Origin of the sequence: Paenibacillus sp. FSL R7-0048, assembly GCF_038004505.1 — a bacterium.
Taxonomy (GTDB): domain Bacteria; phylum Bacillota; class Bacilli; order Paenibacillales; family Paenibacillaceae; genus Paenibacillus_AQ; species Paenibacillus_AQ odorifer.
This window is the reverse complement of record NZ_JBBORF010000001.1, coordinates 3,602,285-3,622,205: the sequence shown is the minus strand read 5'-3', so window position 1 is coordinate 3,622,205 and position 19,921 is coordinate 3,602,285. Positions and strand designations below refer to the sequence as shown.

The 19,921-nt window shown below is 48.8% G+C and carries 12 protein-coding genes; all 12 read right to left on the bottom strand.

What is annotated here, in order from left to right; translation table 11 throughout:
- Positions 1-17: 17 nt before the first annotated feature.
- Positions 18-2,123 carry a hypothetical protein gene (locus NSQ91_RS16260; protein WP_340918804.1) on the bottom strand — a complete coding sequence of 702 codons (2,106 nt, stop codon included), beginning with the start codon at positions 2,121-2,123 and terminating at the stop codon, positions 18-20.
- Positions 2,116-4,764 (bottom strand): glycoside hydrolase family 2 protein, encoded by a 2,649-nt coding sequence (locus tag NSQ91_RS16255; RefSeq protein ID WP_340034570.1) that lies wholly within the window; start codon positions 4,762-4,764, stop codon positions 2,116-2,118. Before NSQ91_RS16255 ends, NSQ91_RS16260 begins: the two co-directional genes overlap by 8 nt.
- Positions 4,765-5,604: 840 nt before the next feature.
- The gene (locus NSQ91_RS16250; protein WP_340918800.1) at positions 5,605-8,412 is read right to left on the bottom strand and encodes a glycoside hydrolase family 2 TIM barrel-domain containing protein; all 2,808 of its coding nucleotides are present in this window, start codon (positions 8,410-8,412) and stop codon (positions 5,605-5,607) included.
- A 10-nt stretch (positions 8,413-8,422) separates the two neighbouring features.
- A complete protein-coding gene (locus NSQ91_RS16245) occupies positions 8,423-10,027 on the bottom strand; it encodes a response regulator (protein WP_076309432.1) in 1,605 nt (534 codons plus the stop codon).
- Positions 10,027-11,817, bottom strand: coding sequence for a cache domain-containing sensor histidine kinase (locus NSQ91_RS16240; RefSeq protein WP_076309431.1), 1,791 nt, complete (start codon positions 11,815-11,817; stop codon positions 10,027-10,029). The genes NSQ91_RS16245 and NSQ91_RS16240 overlap by 1 nt, the downstream gene beginning before the upstream one ends.
- 102 nt (positions 11,818-11,919) lie before the next feature.
- Entirely contained in the window at positions 11,920-13,605 is a 1,686-nt protein-coding gene (locus NSQ91_RS16235) for a hypothetical protein (RefSeq protein ID WP_076184637.1), read from the bottom strand.
- Between the two features lie 30 nt (positions 13,606-13,635).
- Positions 13,636-14,532 (bottom strand): carbohydrate ABC transporter permease, encoded by an 897-nt coding sequence (locus tag NSQ91_RS16230; RefSeq protein ID WP_036677267.1) that lies wholly within the window; start codon positions 14,530-14,532, stop codon positions 13,636-13,638.
- Positions 14,533-14,538: 6 nt separating this feature from the next.
- Positions 14,539-15,432: an ABC transporter permease gene (locus tag NSQ91_RS16225; RefSeq protein ID WP_081383282.1), complete on the bottom strand. Its 894-nt coding sequence runs from the start codon at positions 15,430-15,432 to the stop codon at positions 14,539-14,541.
- Between the two features lie 207 nt (positions 15,433-15,639).
- Complete coding sequence (locus tag NSQ91_RS16220; RefSeq protein WP_076125544.1) at positions 15,640-16,986, bottom strand: LLM class flavin-dependent oxidoreductase; 1,347 nt, start codon at positions 16,984-16,986, stop codon at positions 15,640-15,642.
- A 75-nt stretch (positions 16,987-17,061) separates the two neighbouring features.
- Complete coding sequence (locus tag NSQ91_RS16215; protein ID WP_076125545.1) at positions 17,062-17,541, bottom strand: DinB family protein; 480 nt, start codon at positions 17,539-17,541, stop codon at positions 17,062-17,064.
- Positions 17,541-18,713, bottom strand: a complete 1,173-nt coding sequence (solA, locus tag NSQ91_RS16210; protein ID WP_076309430.1) for an N-methyl-L-tryptophan oxidase — start codon at positions 18,711-18,713, stop codon at positions 17,541-17,543. The genes NSQ91_RS16215 and solA overlap by 1 nt, the downstream gene beginning before the upstream one ends.
- Positions 18,710-19,891, bottom strand: a complete 1,182-nt coding sequence (locus NSQ91_RS16205; protein WP_076218973.1) for an amidohydrolase — start codon at positions 19,889-19,891, stop codon at positions 18,710-18,712. The genes solA and NSQ91_RS16205 overlap by 4 nt, the downstream gene beginning before the upstream one ends.
- Positions 19,892-19,921 lie beyond the last annotated feature (30 nt).

The following is a 19,921-nucleotide window of genomic DNA, read 5'->3' as shown; positions in this document are numbered from 1 at the left end:
ATGTTATGGTGAATCGTTTAGGCCTCACTTAACCCTGCGCTGATGCAGAGGACGGCCGCTTCCGCCCGAAACGCTTCGCTCGCCGGATTGGGCTGCTCCTCCAAAATACGAAGCACCGACTGAGGCTCTACGCCGGGCTGTGGCACACGGGAGGGAGAAACTACGCTCCACTTCTGCTCACCCTTGAGCCTGTATGACAGCTCATAAAGATAAAAGCCCGCATGTTGTCCGTCAGTGAGCTGGCTTACGCCATCCTGCCACGAGCAGAGTTCAAGCGGATGCTGTTTGTCCGGCAATACACCGGACGCCAGTGTGATGCGCTCATTTCGAACTACCTGCTGCTTCTGTTCCCAAGCCTGCTGATCTAGGATTCCCAGATCCAGGCGGTATTCCATTCCCGGCTCTCCATAAAGAGTCCAAGCCACAGGGCTACCCACCGCTACGAACTTAGGTGCTTCCAGAAAAACGGGTTGATGAGTTGGGACAAAACGTTCGGTCTGTTCCCACTCTCCCGCAGCCGGACTGCGTCTGCGATAATGCACCGTGCCCGTGAATTCGAGCTCCTGTTCCTGTAGCAGAGCTATTAGACATAGAGTAGCTTGCTCGTAAAGATCCGTGCAGTTGTTATGGCCGAAGCGGTATCCGATCTCATGGCGAAGCGGTATCCCGTGACTCCGAACCAAAGCCGCGAAGGAAAAGCTGAAGCGGCTAAGGGTAAAGGCATCATGCGTGCCATGGTTAATCAGCAGCTTTGTGCCACTCGCTTTAAGACCCTCCAGAAAAAATTCGGATTCCAGTCCGGTCGTTTCCTTTAGACTTGCAGAGTCAATAGTTCCCGTCAGAGTCTGTAGCAGAGTCTCGATTTCCGTGCTGCCGTTCTGTGGATGCTGCCAATCTTTCTTCCAGATTTCCCGGTAACCGGTGTCTACTTCCGCCACATGCCAGATCAGTGGGCAAGCTCCTTCGGCAAACTCACGGGTGAGCCCGTTCAGAATCAACGGCGGTGCATAACACAGTGTGTAGCGCACCCGATAGGGTAAGCAAAGCGGATTGCCTCCAGCCAGCAGCGCAGTTAAGCCGCCGCGCGAACCACCTACAGCCACTACCTGCTCTGCATCACCGCCATAACTTTCTTGACCTCTGGTAATTGCCGCCCCAATGCCAGCATAGATGGAGCCTTGCAAGGAACGGCTGCCGATATATCCTCCTCCGTTCCACAGAATGCCGACAACACCTTTGCCGGTGCTGGCCAGAGTCTTGCCGATGATTTCCAGAAATGAGGGACCTACCGTGCTGAAGGTATTCTCATTGGCATCATAATAACCATTGAACAACAGTGGATATCCCTTAACATTTGCCGCACTCCAGAAGGGCGGCAGAATATAGGAAGCAAGGCTATGCTGGTCATTCTCTATAACTAGCAGACTGCCGCTGATGAGCTGAAATACAGGCGCATTGCTTAAAAGTGCAGCATTGTCTGTGGATGCATTGCGGAAAACCACCGGAAATCCGAAGGTCTTAAGGATGCGGTCGCTCAGGGAAACTGCAACTAGATCATCTACAGCATAGAGACTGTAGCGGTCACCGATATAATGCTCGAATTGCGGAGTTTTAAGATTCTTATTCCCCTCGTTGCCTCCGAAAAGCTGATGATCTTCCGTATTGTATACATAAGGGCTATCTGGGTCGCTATTGTAGAGCCGCGCATGCTCGGAAACAACCTTTTCCCCGGCTTCGTCCATCCGCAATGTCCCTATGCCATCTGTTCCGCCATAACGGAAGCCGCCTTTTCCCTCAGCAACGCTATTATCCCAGTGAGACACTACAGGAAGCATATTGGTCAGCAAAGGACTGACTAATACAAATACCCCCTCCCCTTTCTCGGAGATCTCTTCTGCTGCTTCAGCTTCAACAGTGTCTTCATGGAGGGTTGACCAATTCGCTTTCTGATAAGCTACTTCGCCGCCTCGCAAGCAAGCAAGCAGCAGTGGAGCGTTGTGCAGCCTTAAGTAATCAGCCACTGCTCTGCTAACAGGTATAGCGACAGGTGTAGATCCCTCGGCTTGAATAAACCGACTTAGCGGAACATATGCCTCCGGTACAAAACACAATGTTTTACTCACGATTTTTTTCTCCTCCAACCTGTATCATTCTGCTCTGTGCTGTTAGGAACGACATGAATCTAATTTCTGGCAAGCCATCTGTGATCCTATAATTTTCCCCAGACAGGAATCCTCCTGAGAGTTTAGGAGTGCAAGTAACCGTTACTGTTTTGGTCTCACCCGGAAAGAGGGTATGGAACTGCTCATCCGCTTCCATCCAGTAGCGGTCTCCCTTTTCCTCTGCATGGATATGCAGCAAAACTTCACTACCGGTATTTTGGACTGTGAAACGGGCCTGCTGGCTCTTCTCCTGAGCACCCGTCGGCTGCCATAAACTATCCTGACGCACCTCAAGATTGCCTCCTGTAAGTGCAAGCGCGGGAGCATATGGATGCTTTTTATTGGTAGAGAATACATATAAATTCTGCTGTGGTGCTTCATCGACCTCCTGGTAGGACAATCTGACGAAATATAAAGCATCCTCATGCTCTGGCACGTTGAAATTCAGCACCCCAGCGCCGACAGCCTGATCTTTGTTTCCCTCTGCCTCAAATGATTGCTGATAGATGCACCGTCCGACTGCATCGAAGACTTCCGCGTCGACTTCTACCCTGCGTCCATTTCCTCCATGCACGTATACATCTCCCTGAAATCCGGTGCTTGGTGTAAGCAGTAGACTGCGGTAGTCCAGCGAAACATGTAGCGGACGGAAGGCAGATTTCACCCAATGGTAGGCCATCTTCGTTTCACCGTAATAATCGACAAGGTTAGTGCAGGACACATTCGGCCACGGCTCGTTGAATTGCCAGACAATGCTGCCGCTGTTTCGGAACTTACGGCGGCGGTTAGCCTCCAGCACGAACCGGATTCCTTCCGCCTGTATCCACTGGCTGCAGGCAGAGAACTGCTCCAAATCTGTCATGCTGCCGAACATTTCTTCTTCACGGCTCAGCGTATCCCACCACTCCCCGTGATGTCTCCATATCGCGTTGTTCTCCATAGAAACCGGTCGCCGGTTGGTCTCACTCAGAAATTTCTCCAGACTTTTGAGAGAACTCAGACCGTCCACCCCAAATTCGCTGTGCAGCAGATTATCGTTGCTGCCATATAACTCGTAGTGATAAGGGTTTCCCATATACTTCCAGTAACCGTGCACATCATGCCCCTGACCTTTTGCATCCGTAATATATTCTACCGGGCCGGAAGCTGAGGTCGGTAGGAAGAGTCGCTGCGGATCATACTGTTCTACCAGTTCTTTCAACATCGCCAGATTGGAATCGCTGCTGTCGGAAGGCTTATTTGGCTCACTCATTAATTCATTGCCGCCGCTCCATACCGTTAGCGATACATGATTGCGTTTGTCACAGAGCGCTGTGCAGGCAGTCTTGTGAAGCAGCTCCAAAAACTCCGGCTGCTTCGAAGGGATATTGTCAATACCTGAACTGGACTGAATGAACTCCTGCCAGACCATAATGCCGTTTACATCACATAAGTCGTAAAAAGCCTTTTTCTCAATGATTCCACCGCCCCATACCCGAACGAGATTAATATGAGCTGCTTTCATCAGACGAATCATCAGTTGATATTGTTCAACCGTTACATTCCCGTAGAGATGGTCCAGAGGGGTCATATTTACCCCTTTCATATAGATCTTGCTTCCGTTAATCACCACTGTATATGGTAGGGCGTTGTCTGGACTGTCTACATTGTGGATATAATCGAGCTTGCGAATGCCCGTTTGAAAAGTCTGGGTATCCAATTCCGTTCCAGCTTCATCCAGTAGCTTTAGTTCAAGATTGTACAGTGGTTGCTTTCCATAACCGTTTGGGTACCATAGCTCAGGTTCGGGTATTTCCAGCTCCGCGTTCAGAAGCTCTCCAGCTCGAACTGGTCGCGATTGAACCAGCAGCAGATCCCCCTCCGGATCAGTACAGGTGATGCTCGCTGTCAGTGTCCCATCATCTTCAGAGCCAGCCATTCGCTTGATTCCTGCTTGAATGGTGATTCGACCAGACGAGATCTGATTTCTATCGTTCTCGCCAAACTCCGCATCTGTAGTGATCGACACATCATCCCAAGAGCACTGTTGATGTACCCTCAATACCACATCATCCCAGATTCCGACATTGACCAACCGGGTAGAGAAATCCCATTTATAATTAAAACGGCTCTTCTGCGTGAAGGTAGCCGAGGTTTTGCCGATTTGCCCCATTTCATCTGGCGCCTGCTTCAACAGCACTGAAATTTCAAGGCTTTCCCGCCCGGAGAGCAGGTCTGTAACATCAAATACAGTCGGCTCGAACATACCTTTATGTTCACCCAGCAGTAAATGATCAGCGTATACCGAGGCTTCATAGTCCAGTCCCTGAAAGACCAGTTCAACTCTGGCTGCTCTCAGCTCAGGCTGCTTCAAGGTCGTACGGTAAACCCACCAGCGGCTCTCCACCCATTCACAACTCAGGCTATTTAACTCTTGATAAGGGTTGGTAATCCAGCCCTGTCTGAAGAGATCATAGTGAACTCCACCCGGCACAGTGGCAGGCATCCAGTCCGTAACCCCCATCAATTCCTGTCCCAGCTCCATACTGGTGCCCTTTAGCGGAACCCAGGGCCAATACCCTTTGACTTCCCACTTCAAATCGTTCAATAGAATTTCATTCATGTCTTCTCCCGTTCCCCCAAACCCTGCTAAATTTGGCGCTGTTCCTGACGATGAGCGGCTCTGGCGCCATTCGTTAATGCGCTTACAACTTTAGGTGTGCAGCTTCATTACCAATGATAGCACCGGGTTAATGTTTTCAAAGGTCTCCAACCCTGTGAAATCGTTTGTAAAACTGCTCAGTTGCTGATAAACACAAACAACCCCTCTAGGCTGGAGTGAGGGTTATCAGCAATCATCTATAGAGGTGACTTTTTAAGGCTTGTTTTGTTTCGGAGCCTCTGACTCCCGTGCTTTACCAATACGTATAATACGTCGAACGCGAAAAAAGGAGTTCCCTTCAGCCGCGAAAGGCTGCTTGGTGAACTCCTTTACTTTTTGTTCGATAGAAGTTTTAAGAACTATTGCAACAATGTAGCACCACCTATCGGACATAGATGACGCTAAAAGCAGTATTATTGTACTTTTGGTGGGCTAACGGTCCCCATAGCCACTATCTGTATGAAATACAACTCATATGGACCTCTTTATAAGCAATAGCGTCACTGGAGTCCGAAATGTTGTTCAAAAGACTGAAAATTAGCAAATAGTGTCATCTGGGTCCGAAACCCTCAGAGACTCAGATAACGATACACTGTTAAAGCTGGCGGCTACCAATAAACTAAAAGCAGCAAAAAACTAAGAGCAGCGAATCTCTCTTTATTATGAGAAACGCTGCTCTAGAGTTTTTACGATGAAACCTTCTGTCTTACTCAATGAAGAAAGTAGTTTTTAGTATAGCGCCCTTGGACTGTTCATTCATATGAAATGCGATAAGGAGCCTTAGTAATCGCCTGCCTCTGCCTATTGGATCAGCTCTAGTAGCTCCGCAACATTGGCCTTGTACTGTGGTTTGAAATCGTCTGATTTCATATAACCCGCAAGGCTGGATAAGAACTGTCTGCCTTCCGGCGTATCGCTAACCTTATCAGCATCCAATGCGCATATCAGCAGGTTTCCTGCTCCTACACTGCATTCCACTAGGAAACTCAGCTTATGATTGCGTTCAAAATTATCGATAGTCTGCACTACGGGATTCCAGTTGCGGTCTGCCGCATCCATGATGAGCGATTTCGAATTCTCAACAATACTCCACCAAGGATAAGTAGAATATTCCTCGCTCGGGAACTCACGCAGCGCCGGGTGGTTGTTATCAATCAACAGCCCCATAGTACCAATGGGTACTTGCCGGTTCATGCTCTCTGAGATCGAGCGGAACATTGGATAACACCAGAAATCTGTGCAGTAATAACCTTCAACAGCATTTTTGAGAGATTCCGGTTTCGGCATAAGAAGTACATTCTCACCTTGCTCCAGCAATGCAAGCGCATCATCAGATAGCTTGTCGAAGACATGGACACCCTCCAGTATATTGCTACTCCTCACTGGATAAATCCACAGGTCATAGCTCTTGCGGATATCTGTTCCCTGTATGGAGAGGGATAATACGATAGTACTCATCCGTTCAACTACAGGTAGTTTTATTGCCAGATCGCAGATATCGATATAATTCGTTCCTGCAGGTACGTCCACCTCGGTTGAACCTGAGGCGAGTATACCGTTATCCTCGGTAAGCTCCCAATGCAGTTCAAATGCACTCGGCATACCACTGCGGAAACAGCTCAGTTCGACATGGGCATCGAACGATTCACCAGAGACATAGTTATACTTGGGGAATCTTGCCAACAGAACGGCATCATTACAAAAAGTTCGCCAGTCCTCAGCACTTATCATTCCTTTGGAATCCATAAAGGCGTCGAGGACACCCACCAGCGCCGTTCCCTGGCCACTGAAATCCTGCAAATCAAGCAGTTGGAAGCCCGCAAGCCGCCGGGAGCGGAATGCAGACTCGAGTTCCTCTTTGTAGCAAGCTACTGCCAGTTGCCCCGAGGATTCAAAATATTTGGCGGCCAAATGACTCAGCCCTTTACTTTCCAGTCGTTCACGGAAAATTTTGAAATTCTCAGCTTTGAGCGGACCGTTGTATTTATCGATTTCCTCATAATTAGGATAGGTAGCATACTGTCCGATCTCATGCGAGATTACCGGAATGTGCGGTATCCATTCTGCGGAAGCGTCTCCAGCCTTCACCGTCTTGGCTTCCGTACCATACTGGATCTGGATCTCGCCGCCAGCGGCAGCTTCCAACCCCTCTTCGTTGAAGAAATCCTGAGGGACAATCTGATCGTCATAGTCTTTCATCGTGCCTGGCAGATCAATCTGGACATGACCTAATGGAGCATCACACATCGCATAGGAGCCTCTGAACAGCCGATCTCTGGAGAAGCGCACGCCGCTGAAAAAATCGTCATGTTCCAGAATTTCTGGCACCCATTGGTGGTTATTGGATCCCTGTGTATAGAGAATCCGATTATCAAATGCTTTATAGTCCTTTAGGAAGGAATCAATCTTAGCTTTGCTGCCCCATAGCTCGTTGCCAAGCGACATCATCACGAAGGAGGGGTGATTGCCAAAAGCCTGAAGAATGGCATAGCCTTCGCTGATCAGATAGTCCTGCTCCGCCTGATCATGTCCCTCGTCGGTTTCTTCTGTGATTGTTCCCCAGAAGGGAAGCTCTGGTTGCATGTAGATACCGAGCATATCCGCTGCGGTGAAAGCAGCTTCCGGCGGACAGCAGGTATGAAAGCGATAATGATTGATGCCGTAAGACTTGGAGATGCCCAGGATTCTTACCCATTCCTCGACGTCAGTCGGGGCATAACCGGTAAGCGGGAAGATCAGGCCGTCATGTTTGCCGCGGAGGAAGGTTTTTTCTCCGTTGATTGTAAACTTATCGCCTTCTGCCCGGAATTCCTTCAATCCAAAAACGAGCTCCTGTCGGTCCGTTATATATCCATCGCTGTCTTTCAAAACAAGGTTTATGTTATAAAGATTGGGAGCGCCTTCACTCCAGAGCAGCGCGTCTTGACCTAGCTCATAGTTGACGGAAAAACTACCCGGTGAGACTGGGTACTCCCGCTCGTCCACAGCATGTGTATTGTCGCTGTTGAAGCTCTGAGCAGACACTGTAAGTATAGATTCATTCCTGCTGTCCAAGGTTGCCGTGATTCGGACTGAGCGGGCTGAGAGATCCGGATCGAGCCGGATGCCGCTGAGCCGTGACTCACCATAGAACTGAAGCTCCATACGTCCGGTAATCCCGTTCCAGTTGGTTTGGGTATCCTGCGACGTTAAATGTCCACCTTTGGTTGGGTAACCAGTATTGTCCACGCGGATGGTGAGCGTATGATTCCCAGGATGAAGCTGCGGCAACTCATATATATGTGGGGTATTTAGACTGTTACGGCTGCCTATTTCCTGATGGTCCAGCCATAGAGTCGTCAGTCTCGTGCGTTCCAAATATAGGAAGCAGACTTTGCCGGCTAGTTCTTCCGGAATGACGACCTCTTTTGAATACCAGACTTGCCCTTCAAACAAATACTCATCCGTTAATGCGCTTACTAAAACATCCTCGTTCTTCGGACCTTTGCGTGCGTAGGACGTTGTTCCGGGCAGTGTGATAACATCTGTAAAAGGCAATGCCAGCAGTCCTTGTTTTCCCTCATCCAATTGCAACTTCCATTCGCCTTCCAGGCTGATCTTTGTCTGCAAAATATCACTCCTAATAATGATAATCTCTGAACTCCTGAGGTGTAGTGCCGGTTGTTTTCTTAAAAAGGAAGGCAAAATAAGCCGCGGTCTGAAAGCCCACCTGCTCGGCAACCTCGTAAACCTTAATATTGGGGTCACGAAGCAGTTCCTTGGCTTTGTTCATACGCGCTTCCTGCACGAAGTCGGAAATCGTCCGGCCCATTTCTTTCTTGAAGAGAACACTTAAATAGCTGTGATTCAAGTGGAACTGCTCAGCAAGCTGCTTAACAGTCATGTTCTCATGCAGATGCTCCTCCAGTTGGCGGGCGACCCGCTGGATAAGGTTATGCTGCTGAGCGACCTGCTCTCTTTGATTAAGCTTAGCATATTGCGCCAAATATTCCAGTACGACCTTCCTGACTTCATCTACGCCTGTACAGTCGATCAGCCGCTGCCACATGAGGATGTTCATCTCTGTTTCCTTCTCATGTACACGCTTCAGTTTTCTGGCTAGCTTGCTAAGCAACCCCATTCCGAAAGCCTGCACATAGGAGAAGGATACAGGCTCTCGTGCAAGTAACACTTCGAAAGCATGATTGAAATAAGCGGAAGCTTTATCGCTCTCTCCTCTGTCCAGTAGCTTAACGATTTCCGGAATGTATTCTTCACGCAACCTGAAATCATGATATTCATTCATCAAGTTCCGGTCGAAATAGAGGATTTGTCCGTAGCCGGCCAGCCTGGCACCGCTCATCATATGCCTTACTTCCTTATACAGCAACGGTATTTCCGTCCAGAACAAACACTCTCTGCTGATTCCGACCGAGACGGAGGCTTTATACTGCTCTCTTAGGATATCTTGGATAAACGCAAGCTGCTTCTCAAGTCTTGCCCGCACCAATGGCGTTGCGTTCAGCACAATGACGGCCAGTTCATCCGCTCCTGTCTTCCCTATATAGGTACCGGAGAAACCAGATAGACCAGTCTTAACGCAGTTCAATAGCCCTTCGCTAAGCAGGATCCGATCCTTGGCATCATGCGGATTATCTAGGAACCTGCGGTCATATCCGAACAGGAATAATGTTGCCTGCCATTCCCCATTAGGCAGATCCAGCAGGCGCTGCCAGGATTCGAGCAGCTCTTCACTGTGGATCCAGCCTTCAACCATATCTTTGACGAAACGTTCCTGCAGCACCTCATAGCTCTCTGTAACTTTCTCCCTAAGTACAGTGGTTTCCTGTTCAATCTGTTTTTTCTTCTCAACTACTTCTCTGAACGCAGCCAGTTTCATTTCGAGTTCTTCCGTCTTGATGGGCTTCAGAACGTAAGCCTTAGCTCCCAGATGTATAGCCTCCTGCACAAATTCAAACTCGTCATATCCACTGATCATCACAGTCTGTAAAGACTGGAGTGTCGGATAATCCGCTCTGCATCTGGCGAGCAGTTCGATCCCTGTCATACCGGGCATCGAGACGTCAGCGATCAGCACATCCACAGGAGTTTCTCCTAGAATCGTTAGTGCTTCTTCACCAGATAATGCAGTTAACGGTTCCTCATACCCCAGAGCTTTCCAGCCAATATGACGAAGAAGCCCTTGAATCTGCATAGGCTCGTCGTCGACAATTAATGCCCGCATTAAGCTCCATCCCCCTTTTTTATCTCAGGACTTTCCTTGCAAACAGGGATATCAATGGTTACACAAGTCCATTCGTCTTCTACACTTTCAATCTCAAAGCGGCCCTCTGTGCCAAAATACAATGCAAGACGTTCACGGATATTGTTCATCCCGAATCCGTTTTGCGTACCCGTGTAGCTGCCGGTACGGATCTGTTCCAGCTTCTCACTGCCAATCCCTTTTCCATTATCAAAAATCTGAAACTGCACCGTATTCTCCACTCGTTTGATCGTAATTTGTATAAAAGCATGAGTTCTAGTTGTGATGCCCCCGTGCAGATAACAGTTCTCGACCGTTGGCTGTAGGATCAGCTTAATGCTGTACAGGTCAAGAACGTCCGGCTCTACCAGCCACTCTACGGATACCTGACCGGGATAACGCAGCTGCTGAATTTCGATATACGCTTTCAGATGCTCAATTTCGTCACGGATCAGCGTCACATTAACCCGGTTATTGAGTGCCAGCCGATAGAATGTCGTCAGCGCATCTATGGTTCGGATTTGCAATTCGTCCTGCTGATCTAATGCCCGCCAACGGATCAGGCTTAACGAATTATAAATAAAATGAGGGTTAATCTGTGCCTGCAACGCCCTGAATGATTGCTCCCGCTCTTTGAGCATGGCCTCTGTATGTTCTTCGACCAGTTTTCTCAAACGGCCAGACATGGAATTGAACAATACCTCAAGCTCCCCCAGCTCATCGTTGTCACGGTTTCTCACTGTAACTTCGAAATAGCCCTGTGAGATATCTGTCATCCTGGTGCCCAGCTTGCGGATCCGCCAAATCACATTTTTAAGTACAATCATGATTAGAAAGATGGACAGCAGCAGGAAAAATGCAATACCTGCTCCGATATAGTACATAATCCGCGTAGACTGCTCCTCCAGTCGGTCAAGATGCACAAGTGCGGCAACCGTCCAGCCAGACTTAATCTCCTGAGTGATCAGCATCATCCCGCTTTTTGTTGCTGAGGTTTCCAACGAGTTGTTCCAGTACTGACCTAAGGAGGATGAGGATAACCGGCTGCCAATTTCAGAGGGCTCCGAGGATGCAATAATGCGTTCGTTGTCGTCAACGATATACAATTCTCCGGCCCCTTCAAAAGGATGTTCGAACGATTCCATGAAGACACCGTTATAGTTCAGTAACAGGTACACAATCCCGTAAACATCTCCATACGCGTTCAGAATTTTATGGGATACCACTAGCTTAGTCCTGTCGTCAGCTGCATTAGTCCATACCAGATTGTCTGTTGTGCGAAGCATTTTCGTATACCAATCCCGCTCTCGAATTCCCGAAAGGCTACGTTCTTCCGGCTTCCACAGAAGCCCTCCATCTTGCACTAGTGTATCGTTGGTATGATAGATTCGGAAATTCTCAATCCCTGGCAAGTATTTGCTGGTGAGCAGAAAGGATCGGTCCACATAATTGACCGTACCCAATTGTTCATCGATATCCGCATAGTCCCTGGCTAATCTAGAGATCAGCTCACCATCCGTAGCCGTCCGGGTAGCCAGCAGATCATAGCTTTGCTTCCTGAATTCAATACTCTGCGCACTTTGCCGAACGGCTTCCCTGATCGTAAGCATATAATTGGCCCGCACCGTATGAAGCATCATATACCCTGCACCTGCAGCCAGCAGTACGGTGGGGAGAAATACAATTAGTCCGTAGAATAATACAATTTTACTCCTCAGGTTCATGGAACGGGTCATACGGATGATCCATTTCTCTATTTGTTGTTTAATCATAGATTCCCCCCATGAAGTGCAAAGGGAGCCCCCTCCAAGTGAGAGGTGCTCCATTAATTTTTTATCGTTTACGATCCGCGACTGAAAGAGCATCACGGTTGTCTATTGCAAGGCTGTTACTTCCTCCTTGTACGTATCCAGCCACTCCTGCTTGACTTCACTCCAGTGCCCACGCTTCTCTAGTGCTGCTTGGAAATCGCTCCAATTCTTTTCGAATTGCCCCTCGTCTTTGGCCATTAAAAGCTTGGCTCGATATTCCTTGCGGATATTTTCGATCTCCGGTGAATATTTCTCCCATGCGCCGCCCTGTTTCATCTGGAATAGATCATAAGGCTCTGCCACGCGGATCGTTCCCATTTTGCCGATAGCTTCAGTGAACTTAATGGTCTTAGCAGCTCCGGCTTTTCCTGCATCCTCTGTGTTCCACCATGGGTACCATTCATTGCTGTAAGAGGCAGTCATGTAAAGCTCAGGGGTGACTTTAGCTTTTTGTGCGGTGTCTCCGGAATTGCGGCTCGTCTTGTAGGTTTCGTCTGTGAATTTCCATTTGCCCAACGGTTGATCAATCCAATCCCAGTATAATCCCGCCGGTCCTTCATTAATGACCTGCTGCTGCTCGGGTTTTGGCTGCAAGGTATAATCGAAGAATTTCAGAATAGCTTCCAGATTTTTAGTTTTTTCACTAACATAGACATCATAGCCTGGATTCGGATTGGTAACCTGGTTAATTCCGACTTTCTCTACACCATCCACTTTAGGAAAAGGGATCGCTTCGTAAAACCACCCTGGCTCTGTTGGGCCGTCCAATGTCTCCCAGGCTGAGGCAGGAATGTTCCAGAAGCTGCCGACATTGAAGGCAATACGACCCGATTTGTTCTTTTCTGTATACTGTTCTCTTTTGCTGGTGACGACCTCTGGATCGATCAACTTCTCCTGGTACATCTTGTTCATCCATTGATAAGCTGCTTTATAATTGGGATCGTCGTAAGCGAATACAAAATCATCGCCGCGTTTGTCAACGCCATTACCTGCTGTAGTCACCCCGAATGCTGTCAAAATCGCGTTTTCATCGCTCCAGCCCAGATTATCACTAGTGTCCATCAGGAATGATAGAGGAATAAGCGATTTGCCGGAAGCATCCTTCTCTTCTGCAGCTTTCCGAAGGAAGGTCTCAACTCCTTCTAACGTTGCTAAGTCCTCTTTGGTCATACCTGTTTTCTCCAGCACATCACTTCTGACAATCCAGGCTTGAGATGCCCAGCCTGGCCACGGATCTTCCGGGTTTTGGTCAAACCAGGTAGGAATGGACCAGATATGACCCTCATTATCCTTCATAAGTTCCAGATACTGCTTTGGAATAGACGCCAGTCCTGGATATTTGTCAGGCATGTCGAAATACTGCTCTAGCGGCATAAGCTGTTTCGACCGGTTCATCGCGCTTTTGACCGTTTCGTTTCGGCTGAAGATAGCTGCATCTTCAAAGCCGCCTGTGTTTATCTTCAAATTAAGTGCAGTCATTGCGTCGCCTTGAGTGGTTTCCAGCTTCACATTTACTCCAGGCTCCTGTTCACGCCAATATTTCTGGACCAAACTATCATTATTGATGGTTGCCGTCCATCCAAGCCAGAGATTAAAGGAAGTCGAGCCACTGGCGGGCTGGTTACTTGACGTTTCATTGTCGCTTCCAGGCTTGTTCGCAGTATTCCCACCTGATCCGGAGCATCCGGCAATAGACATCAGTAAGGTTGCTGCAGCCAAAGCGGCTAGACCCGTTTTTTTGAATATCATTGATTTTTCCCCCTGTTCTATTATTGAAAATCAACCTTTTACTGACCCTACAAGAACTCCTTTCACAAAATATTTCTGCAGGAACGGATACACGCACAGGATGGGGATTGCACTCACCATAACGACTGCCATCTTAATCGACATCAGTGTAATATTCTGCATTTGTGAGCTTCTCGCCAAAGCTTCCTGGTTGGTATTCGAGCCAAGGACAGCGGATAAATCCTGAGCAGCGAGCAATTGCTGCAGGAAGGTCTGCACCGGAATCAGGTTCTGCTTCGTGACGAAGAAAGCACCGGCGAACCAGTCATTCCAGTGTCCCACTGCGGTAAACAATCCAAGTGCGGCAAGCATAGGTTGAGAGAGTGGAATAATAATCTGAATCAGAGTACGAACAGGACCGGCTCCATCTAGTTCAGCGGATTCTACCAGAGCTTCAGGGATTCCCTGTATAAACTTCAGCATGACAAACATGTTCCAGACCGAGAACAGCCCGGGAAAAATATACACCCAGAACGTGTTGATAAGCCCAAGATTATTAAGCTGAATATAGAAAGGAACCAGTCCTCCACTGAATAGCATGGTTAAAAGAATATAGCCTAGAATCGTGCTTCTTAATGGAAGGCCGCGGTAGGACAAGCCAAAGGCCACCAGAAGTGTGACGATAAGTCCTGCGAATGTGCCAATGACTGTCCTAGCGATTGTAATTAGATAAGACTGGCGGATAATCTCATTTCCTAATACAATCTCATAATTAATTAATGTGAAATTTTTGGGCCATAGATACACGCCACCTTTGGCCGCACTTGCACCGTCATTCAGTGAGATGGCCAGCATGTATAGGAATGGATATAGTACAGACAAGCACAGACCTGCCAGTACTATGACGATGACGTATTGAGCTATTTTTTCACCTCTGCTGAGCTTCATATGCCATCACCATAATCCTTCACCATTTATTTTTCTGGATAACTGATTAGTCGAAACAACCAATATCAAGCTGATCACTGAGGATAACAACCCCACTGCGGTCGCCATTCCAAAATATCCCTGCTGCAATCCGTTGCGGATGATATACGTATCCAGTACATCCGCGACCCCTTGATTAGCAGAATTCATCAGCGGATAAATCTGATCCATCCCTACTGAAATCAGGCTTGGGATACTCAGAATTAGCACAATCGATATTGTCGGTAGAATACCCGGGAAGGTGATATGCCGAATCTGGGCTAGCTTTCCTGCACCCTCTACTTTGGCGGATTCATACAATTGCGGATCAATCGTTGTGATCGCAGCCAAATAGAGAATCGTGTTCCATCCGGTCTCTTTCCACAAGCCGCTTAATATAACCATGGGCCGGAACCACTCCGTGGAACCTAGAAAAAATACAGGATCACCGCCTGCTTTCTCGATGAACTGATTGACCAGCCCACCATCCAAAGTCAGAAAAGACTGCAGGATGTAAGCGACTACAATCCATGAGAAAAAATGAGGCAAATAGCTGACCGATTGCACGAATCGCTTAAATACAGGCCGGGTTACCTCGTTAATCACCAGTGCCAATAGAATCGGTGCCGGGAATCCGAAGATGAACTTAAGCACAGATATATATAACGTATTTTTGACGACAGTTAAAAACTGGGGATCTTGCAGGAAAGAAAAGTTGTCTAATCCCACCCATGTGCTGTTCCAGATCGAGGTGCCAATCTGAAAGTCGCGGAAGGCGACCTGAATCCCTGCCATCGGAATATAGCTGAACAAAAATAGCAACAGCACTCCCGGAAGAATCATTAAATATTGCCATCGGTACTTGTAGAACTTAGCGTACAATTTACATCCCTCCTTGATATTTCTATCATAAGGTGCAGCGGGAACCCTGCCTATATAACAGTGATTGGTTATCTATTGCTCTGATTGGTTCTTTAAAGCGCTTACGTTGTTAGACAAGCTCCGCTCGCACGCAAATAAACGCAGCCTTAAACGGCTGCGTTACATTTTTTATGACGAAAGCTAATTATTCGATTCAAATTATTATTGTTAATGTACGGCTTTTTGCCCTACCGGTTGTGAAGCCTTGGAATAGCGGTTCTCTGGCAATGGAATACCGAGATTTCCACGCAGGGTGCTACTTTCGTATTCAGTGCGGAACAGGCCCCGCTCTTGCAGAATCGGCACTACCCGATCGACGAATTCCTCCAGTCCATTAGGAACAGCAGCTGCGATCATAAATCCGTCTGCTCCTCCACCCTCAAACCAGGTTTGAATCTGATCAGCCACTTGCTCAGGTGTGCCAATAAAGCTGCTGCGCGGGGTAGCGGATTGTAAGGCGACCTGTCTTAGTGTTAAGCCTCTCTCCTTCGCGTCCTTTTTGATTTTATCCGTGCCGCTCTGAAAACTATTGCGCCCCAACTCGCCAAGCTCAGGGAACGGTTCATCCAGCGGATATTGCGAGAAATCATGATGCTCGAAGAATCTGCCCAAATAGTTCAGTGCATTCTCAATCGTCACGAGACCAGCAACCTCCTGATATTTACGCTCTGCTTCCTCTGATGTGTCGCCAATGATTGGTGCAATACCAGGAAAGATCAGCACCTCATTCGGATCCCGGCCAAATGAAGCTACCCGTGTCTTAACATCGCTATAGAATGCCTGGGCATCTTCTAGCGTTTCGTGGCCAGTGAAGATAGCATCCGCTTCCTTTGAGGCGTAATTTTTACCAACTTCTGAGGAACCTGCCTGAAACACGACTGGCTGCCCCTGCTTCGAACGAGCAATATTGAGCGGTCCTTTCACGGAGAAGAACTCTCCTTGATGGTCCAGGGTATGCATTTTTTGCGGATCAAAGAATACACCTGTTTCTTTGTCTCGAACAAACGCATCATCCTCCCAGGAATCCCATAATCCGCGGGTCACCTGCAAATATTCGGTAGCAATACGGTAACGCTTGCCATGGTCAGGATGCTCTGTTTTGCTGTAATTCGAGGCAGAGCCTTCCAGTGGTGAAGTCACCACATTCCAGCCGGCCCGGCCACCGCTGATTACATCCAGTGAGCCGAATTGACGCGCGACGGTAAACGGTTCACTGTAGGAGGTGGACAGGGTACCAACCAGACCGATGTTGGTGCTGACGGCGGCGAGTGCGCTAAGAATGGTCAGCGGTTCAAACCGGTTAAGGAAATGCGGAATGGACTTTTCATTAATGTACAAACCGTCTGCGATGAAGATCAGATCCAGCTTGCCTTCTTCTGCCTTCTGTACCCACGCCTTGTATAATTCAAAGTTTACACTTGCATCCGGCTTAGCATCAGGATGGCGCCACATCGACGTGCTGCCTCCTACTCCATGCAGCAGTGCGCCTAGCTTCAGTTGTTTTGGTTTGGTCATGTTCATTCCTCCTAAAAGTTTTGTGAGCATACGATTCCCAGGTTTTACTTCATGCAAAACTAACAATGAAAGTATTCATTGCACGAACGATGCATTGACTGCGCCCTGCTTGATTCGCTCAATCTGACCAAGATGTCTCTCTACATGTGCGGTGAAGCTATGGACGATATCGGAAATTTTAACGTTTTCCCCCTTGAAGTTAACCCCGCTTTTCTCCCAATTCTCTGCGCTGAGCCGTTCAAACAATAGACTGTTATAATAAAGCAGGCTGCGGAACAACTCCAGACTATCGGAAGCACTACCACTATTGGCGTACTGGCCGCTGACCCAAGCGTCCTGATTGAAGACTGGCAGCTGCGCAGTTGTAGCAGCGAGAATATCACGTATACGGAACGAAACCACAATGCTGTGATCAGCTAGATGGGCTAAAACCTCAGTAATACTCCAACTCGTTGGTGCTGCCTTCCATTTCAGCTGTTCCTCTGATAACCCTGCGGTTGCATGCACCAGTTGGTTGTGCGTACTTAAAAAATTGCTAATTTGAACTTTGCTCATTAAATCCCCTCCAAAATAAGGCCTGCTTGCGAATGATCAGGTGTAAAACGTGATAACGCAAAAGGTTGAATGTTGTGGTTGGTAGCTCCACTTGTCGCCAAATCAGCAAGTATTTCACCTACAACACTAGAAAATTTAAAACCATGCCCTGAGAACCCTCCGGCTACCAGCACATTGGAGTGGAGCGGATGGCGGTCAATAATGAAATCTTCATCAGGTGTATGCTCATATTTGCATACAGAGCCTTTAAGTAATCGGCCAGCTGCACCCGGCATGTAAGTCTCCAGTACTCTTCGGAGGTCTTGCTCATCGCTGGCTTCACTGCCAAAGGGAGCAAGTAGTGTGCCTGGTTTCCATTCCAGCCCCGTATCGTGCCGGCCGATCTTCAGACCGGCTCCAGCAATGCTGGGAAAGCCATAATAGCCACCTTCCTCAGCTCCTAGCGTGAAGCCAGGGAAGTTACCGGCTGCAAAAGCAGGTGAGCTCTCAAACCAGCCCACAACTTTGCGGATCGCCTTGATTGGCAAATGCACAAAAGGCGCTAACGCACCAAACCAGGCTCCGGCACTAAGGATAGCTGACGCTCCGTGATAATCGCCGTTTGTTGTATGAACTGTTACACTGCTTTCGCGGGCGGTGATGTTTACTACCGAAGTGTTCGTCAACAGTTCCGCACCCTGTCCAAGGGCAAGCTGGCGGTAGGCGGTGATACAGCGCTCGCTGTACAAATACCCGGCATCCGGTTCATACATTGCTGCGAATGTTTCCGGAATGTTCAATCCCGGCCAGCGCCGCCGGATCTCTCCGGCATCCAGTTGCTGGACCGGCACCTTCCGTATCTTTGCTTCCGCGAGACGACCGCTGAAGGAATACACTGCACTATCTGCGAGATTCAATACACCCGAGCGGACAAGCAGTTCTATTCCGCTCAACTGCTCAGCTTCTTTCCATAAACGATCTGCCCGCAGAGCCAAATCAATGTAGGCGGGATCACCACTGTAAGCATGCCGGATCAGCCGCGTTTCCCCGTGATGGCTTCCCTGTGTATGTGGAGGATCAAAGGCATCAATTAGCAGCGTCTTCACTCCGCGCCTCGCAAGATAGTAACCGGCACTCATGCCCATCGAGCCTGCGCCGACGATAATTACATCGTAACTGTTATGTTCAGCTATAATTCTGCACCTCCATCGGGACTGTACTGCACTAGGGATCGTACAGCTACATCCGCAAGGAAACGTGCTGCCACAGGGAGTGCGCGTTCATCCAGATTGAAGGCCGGATGATGCCATTCCTGGCTTCCTTCAGTACCTACAAAAACGAACAGTCCGGGTACCACGCGCTGATAGAAGGCGAAATCCTCTCCAGCCAGAGAAAGCTCTGGCTGAATCGCTCGGTAGCCAAGAGCATCGACCGATTCACCTCCAAGCGCTGCTAGGGAGGGATCGTTGATAACCGGAGGTGGCCCTTCTATCCAGCGAACGGTAGCTTCTGCTCCAAGAGCCGCTGCTACACCGACCGCCACTTCCTGAAACCGGTCCAGCACTTTGCTGCGCACCGTTTCATCAAAGGTGCGGATCGTCCCTTCAAGCACCGCTTTTTCGGGGATAATGTTCCATGAATTGCCGCTGTGAATCTGCGTCACACTGACCACCGCACTCTGCAGCGGGCTGACATTGCGACTTACAATGGACTGGAATGCCGTCACAATATGCGAAGCCGCTACAATCGGGTCTATGCCAGCCTCCGGAACGGCAGCATGAGAACTGCCACCCTGCACTTCTATCACAAACCCGTCAGCTGCTGCCATTAAAGGACCACCCTTAATACCGATGGTTCCGACTGGCAGGTCTGGCTTGTTATGCAGCCCGATCACTGCCCGGACGTCTTCTAGTGCCCCGCTAGCAATGATTCGTTGTGCACCCTGCGCCTTCTCCTCGGCTGGTTGGAATAACAGGCGCACCGTTCCCTGTAATTGCTGCTCTCGCTGTTTCAATTGATAGGCGGCACCAATCAAGGCAGCCGTATGGAAATCATGCCCGCAGGCATGCATTTTGCCGGGATATAATGAAGCGAAGGATACTCCGCTTTCCTCCTGGATTGGCAAGGCATCAATATCTGCGCGCAGTGCGATGACCGAACCGGGCTTTTTGCCGCCAATCTCTGCGATCACGCCGGTAGACAGACCGTATTCTACGATCCTGACTCCTGCCCGCTCCAGCAAGGAAATAATATATTCTGTTGTGCCATATTCTTCATTGGACAGTTCCGGGTGCCGGTGCAGATGACGGCGTATCCCGATTAATTCTTCTTCAAGCGCTTCCGCACTCAACTCTTTAGCTTTACTTGTCATATACAGTCACCCTCCTTTACACGATTTCCT

What these genes read in the sequence shown, in the direction of transcription:
- NSQ91_RS16255 (WP_340034570.1), bottom strand. Translation starts at nt 4,764, where the DNA reads ATGAATGAAATTCTATTGAACGATTTGAAGTGGGAAGTCAAAGGGTAT.
- NSQ91_RS16245 (WP_076309432.1), bottom strand. Translation starts at nt 10,027, where the DNA reads ATGCGGGCATTAATTGTCGACGACGAGCCTATGCAGATTCAAGGGCTT.
- NSQ91_RS16220 (WP_076125544.1), bottom strand. Translation starts at nt 16,986, where the DNA reads ATGACCAAACCAAAACAACTGAAGCTAGGCGCACTGCTGCATGGAGTA.
- NSQ91_RS16215 (WP_076125545.1), bottom strand. Translation starts at nt 17,541, where the DNA reads ATGAGCAAAGTTCAAATTAGCAATTTTTTAAGTACGCACAACCAACTG.
- NSQ91_RS16230 (WP_036677267.1), bottom strand. Translation starts at nt 14,532, where the DNA reads ATGAAGCTCAGCAGAGGTGAAAAAATAGCTCAATACGTCATCGTCATA.
- NSQ91_RS16240 (WP_076309431.1), bottom strand. Translation starts at nt 11,817, where the DNA reads ATGATTAAACAACAAATAGAGAAATGGATCATCCGTATGACCCGTTCC.
- NSQ91_RS16235 (WP_076184637.1), bottom strand. Translation starts at nt 13,605, where the DNA reads ATGATATTCAAAAAAACGGGTCTAGCCGCTTTGGCTGCAGCAACCTTA.
- NSQ91_RS16205 (WP_076218973.1), bottom strand. Translation starts at nt 19,891, where the DNA reads ATGACAAGTAAAGCTAAAGAGTTGAGTGCGGAAGCGCTTGAAGAAGAA.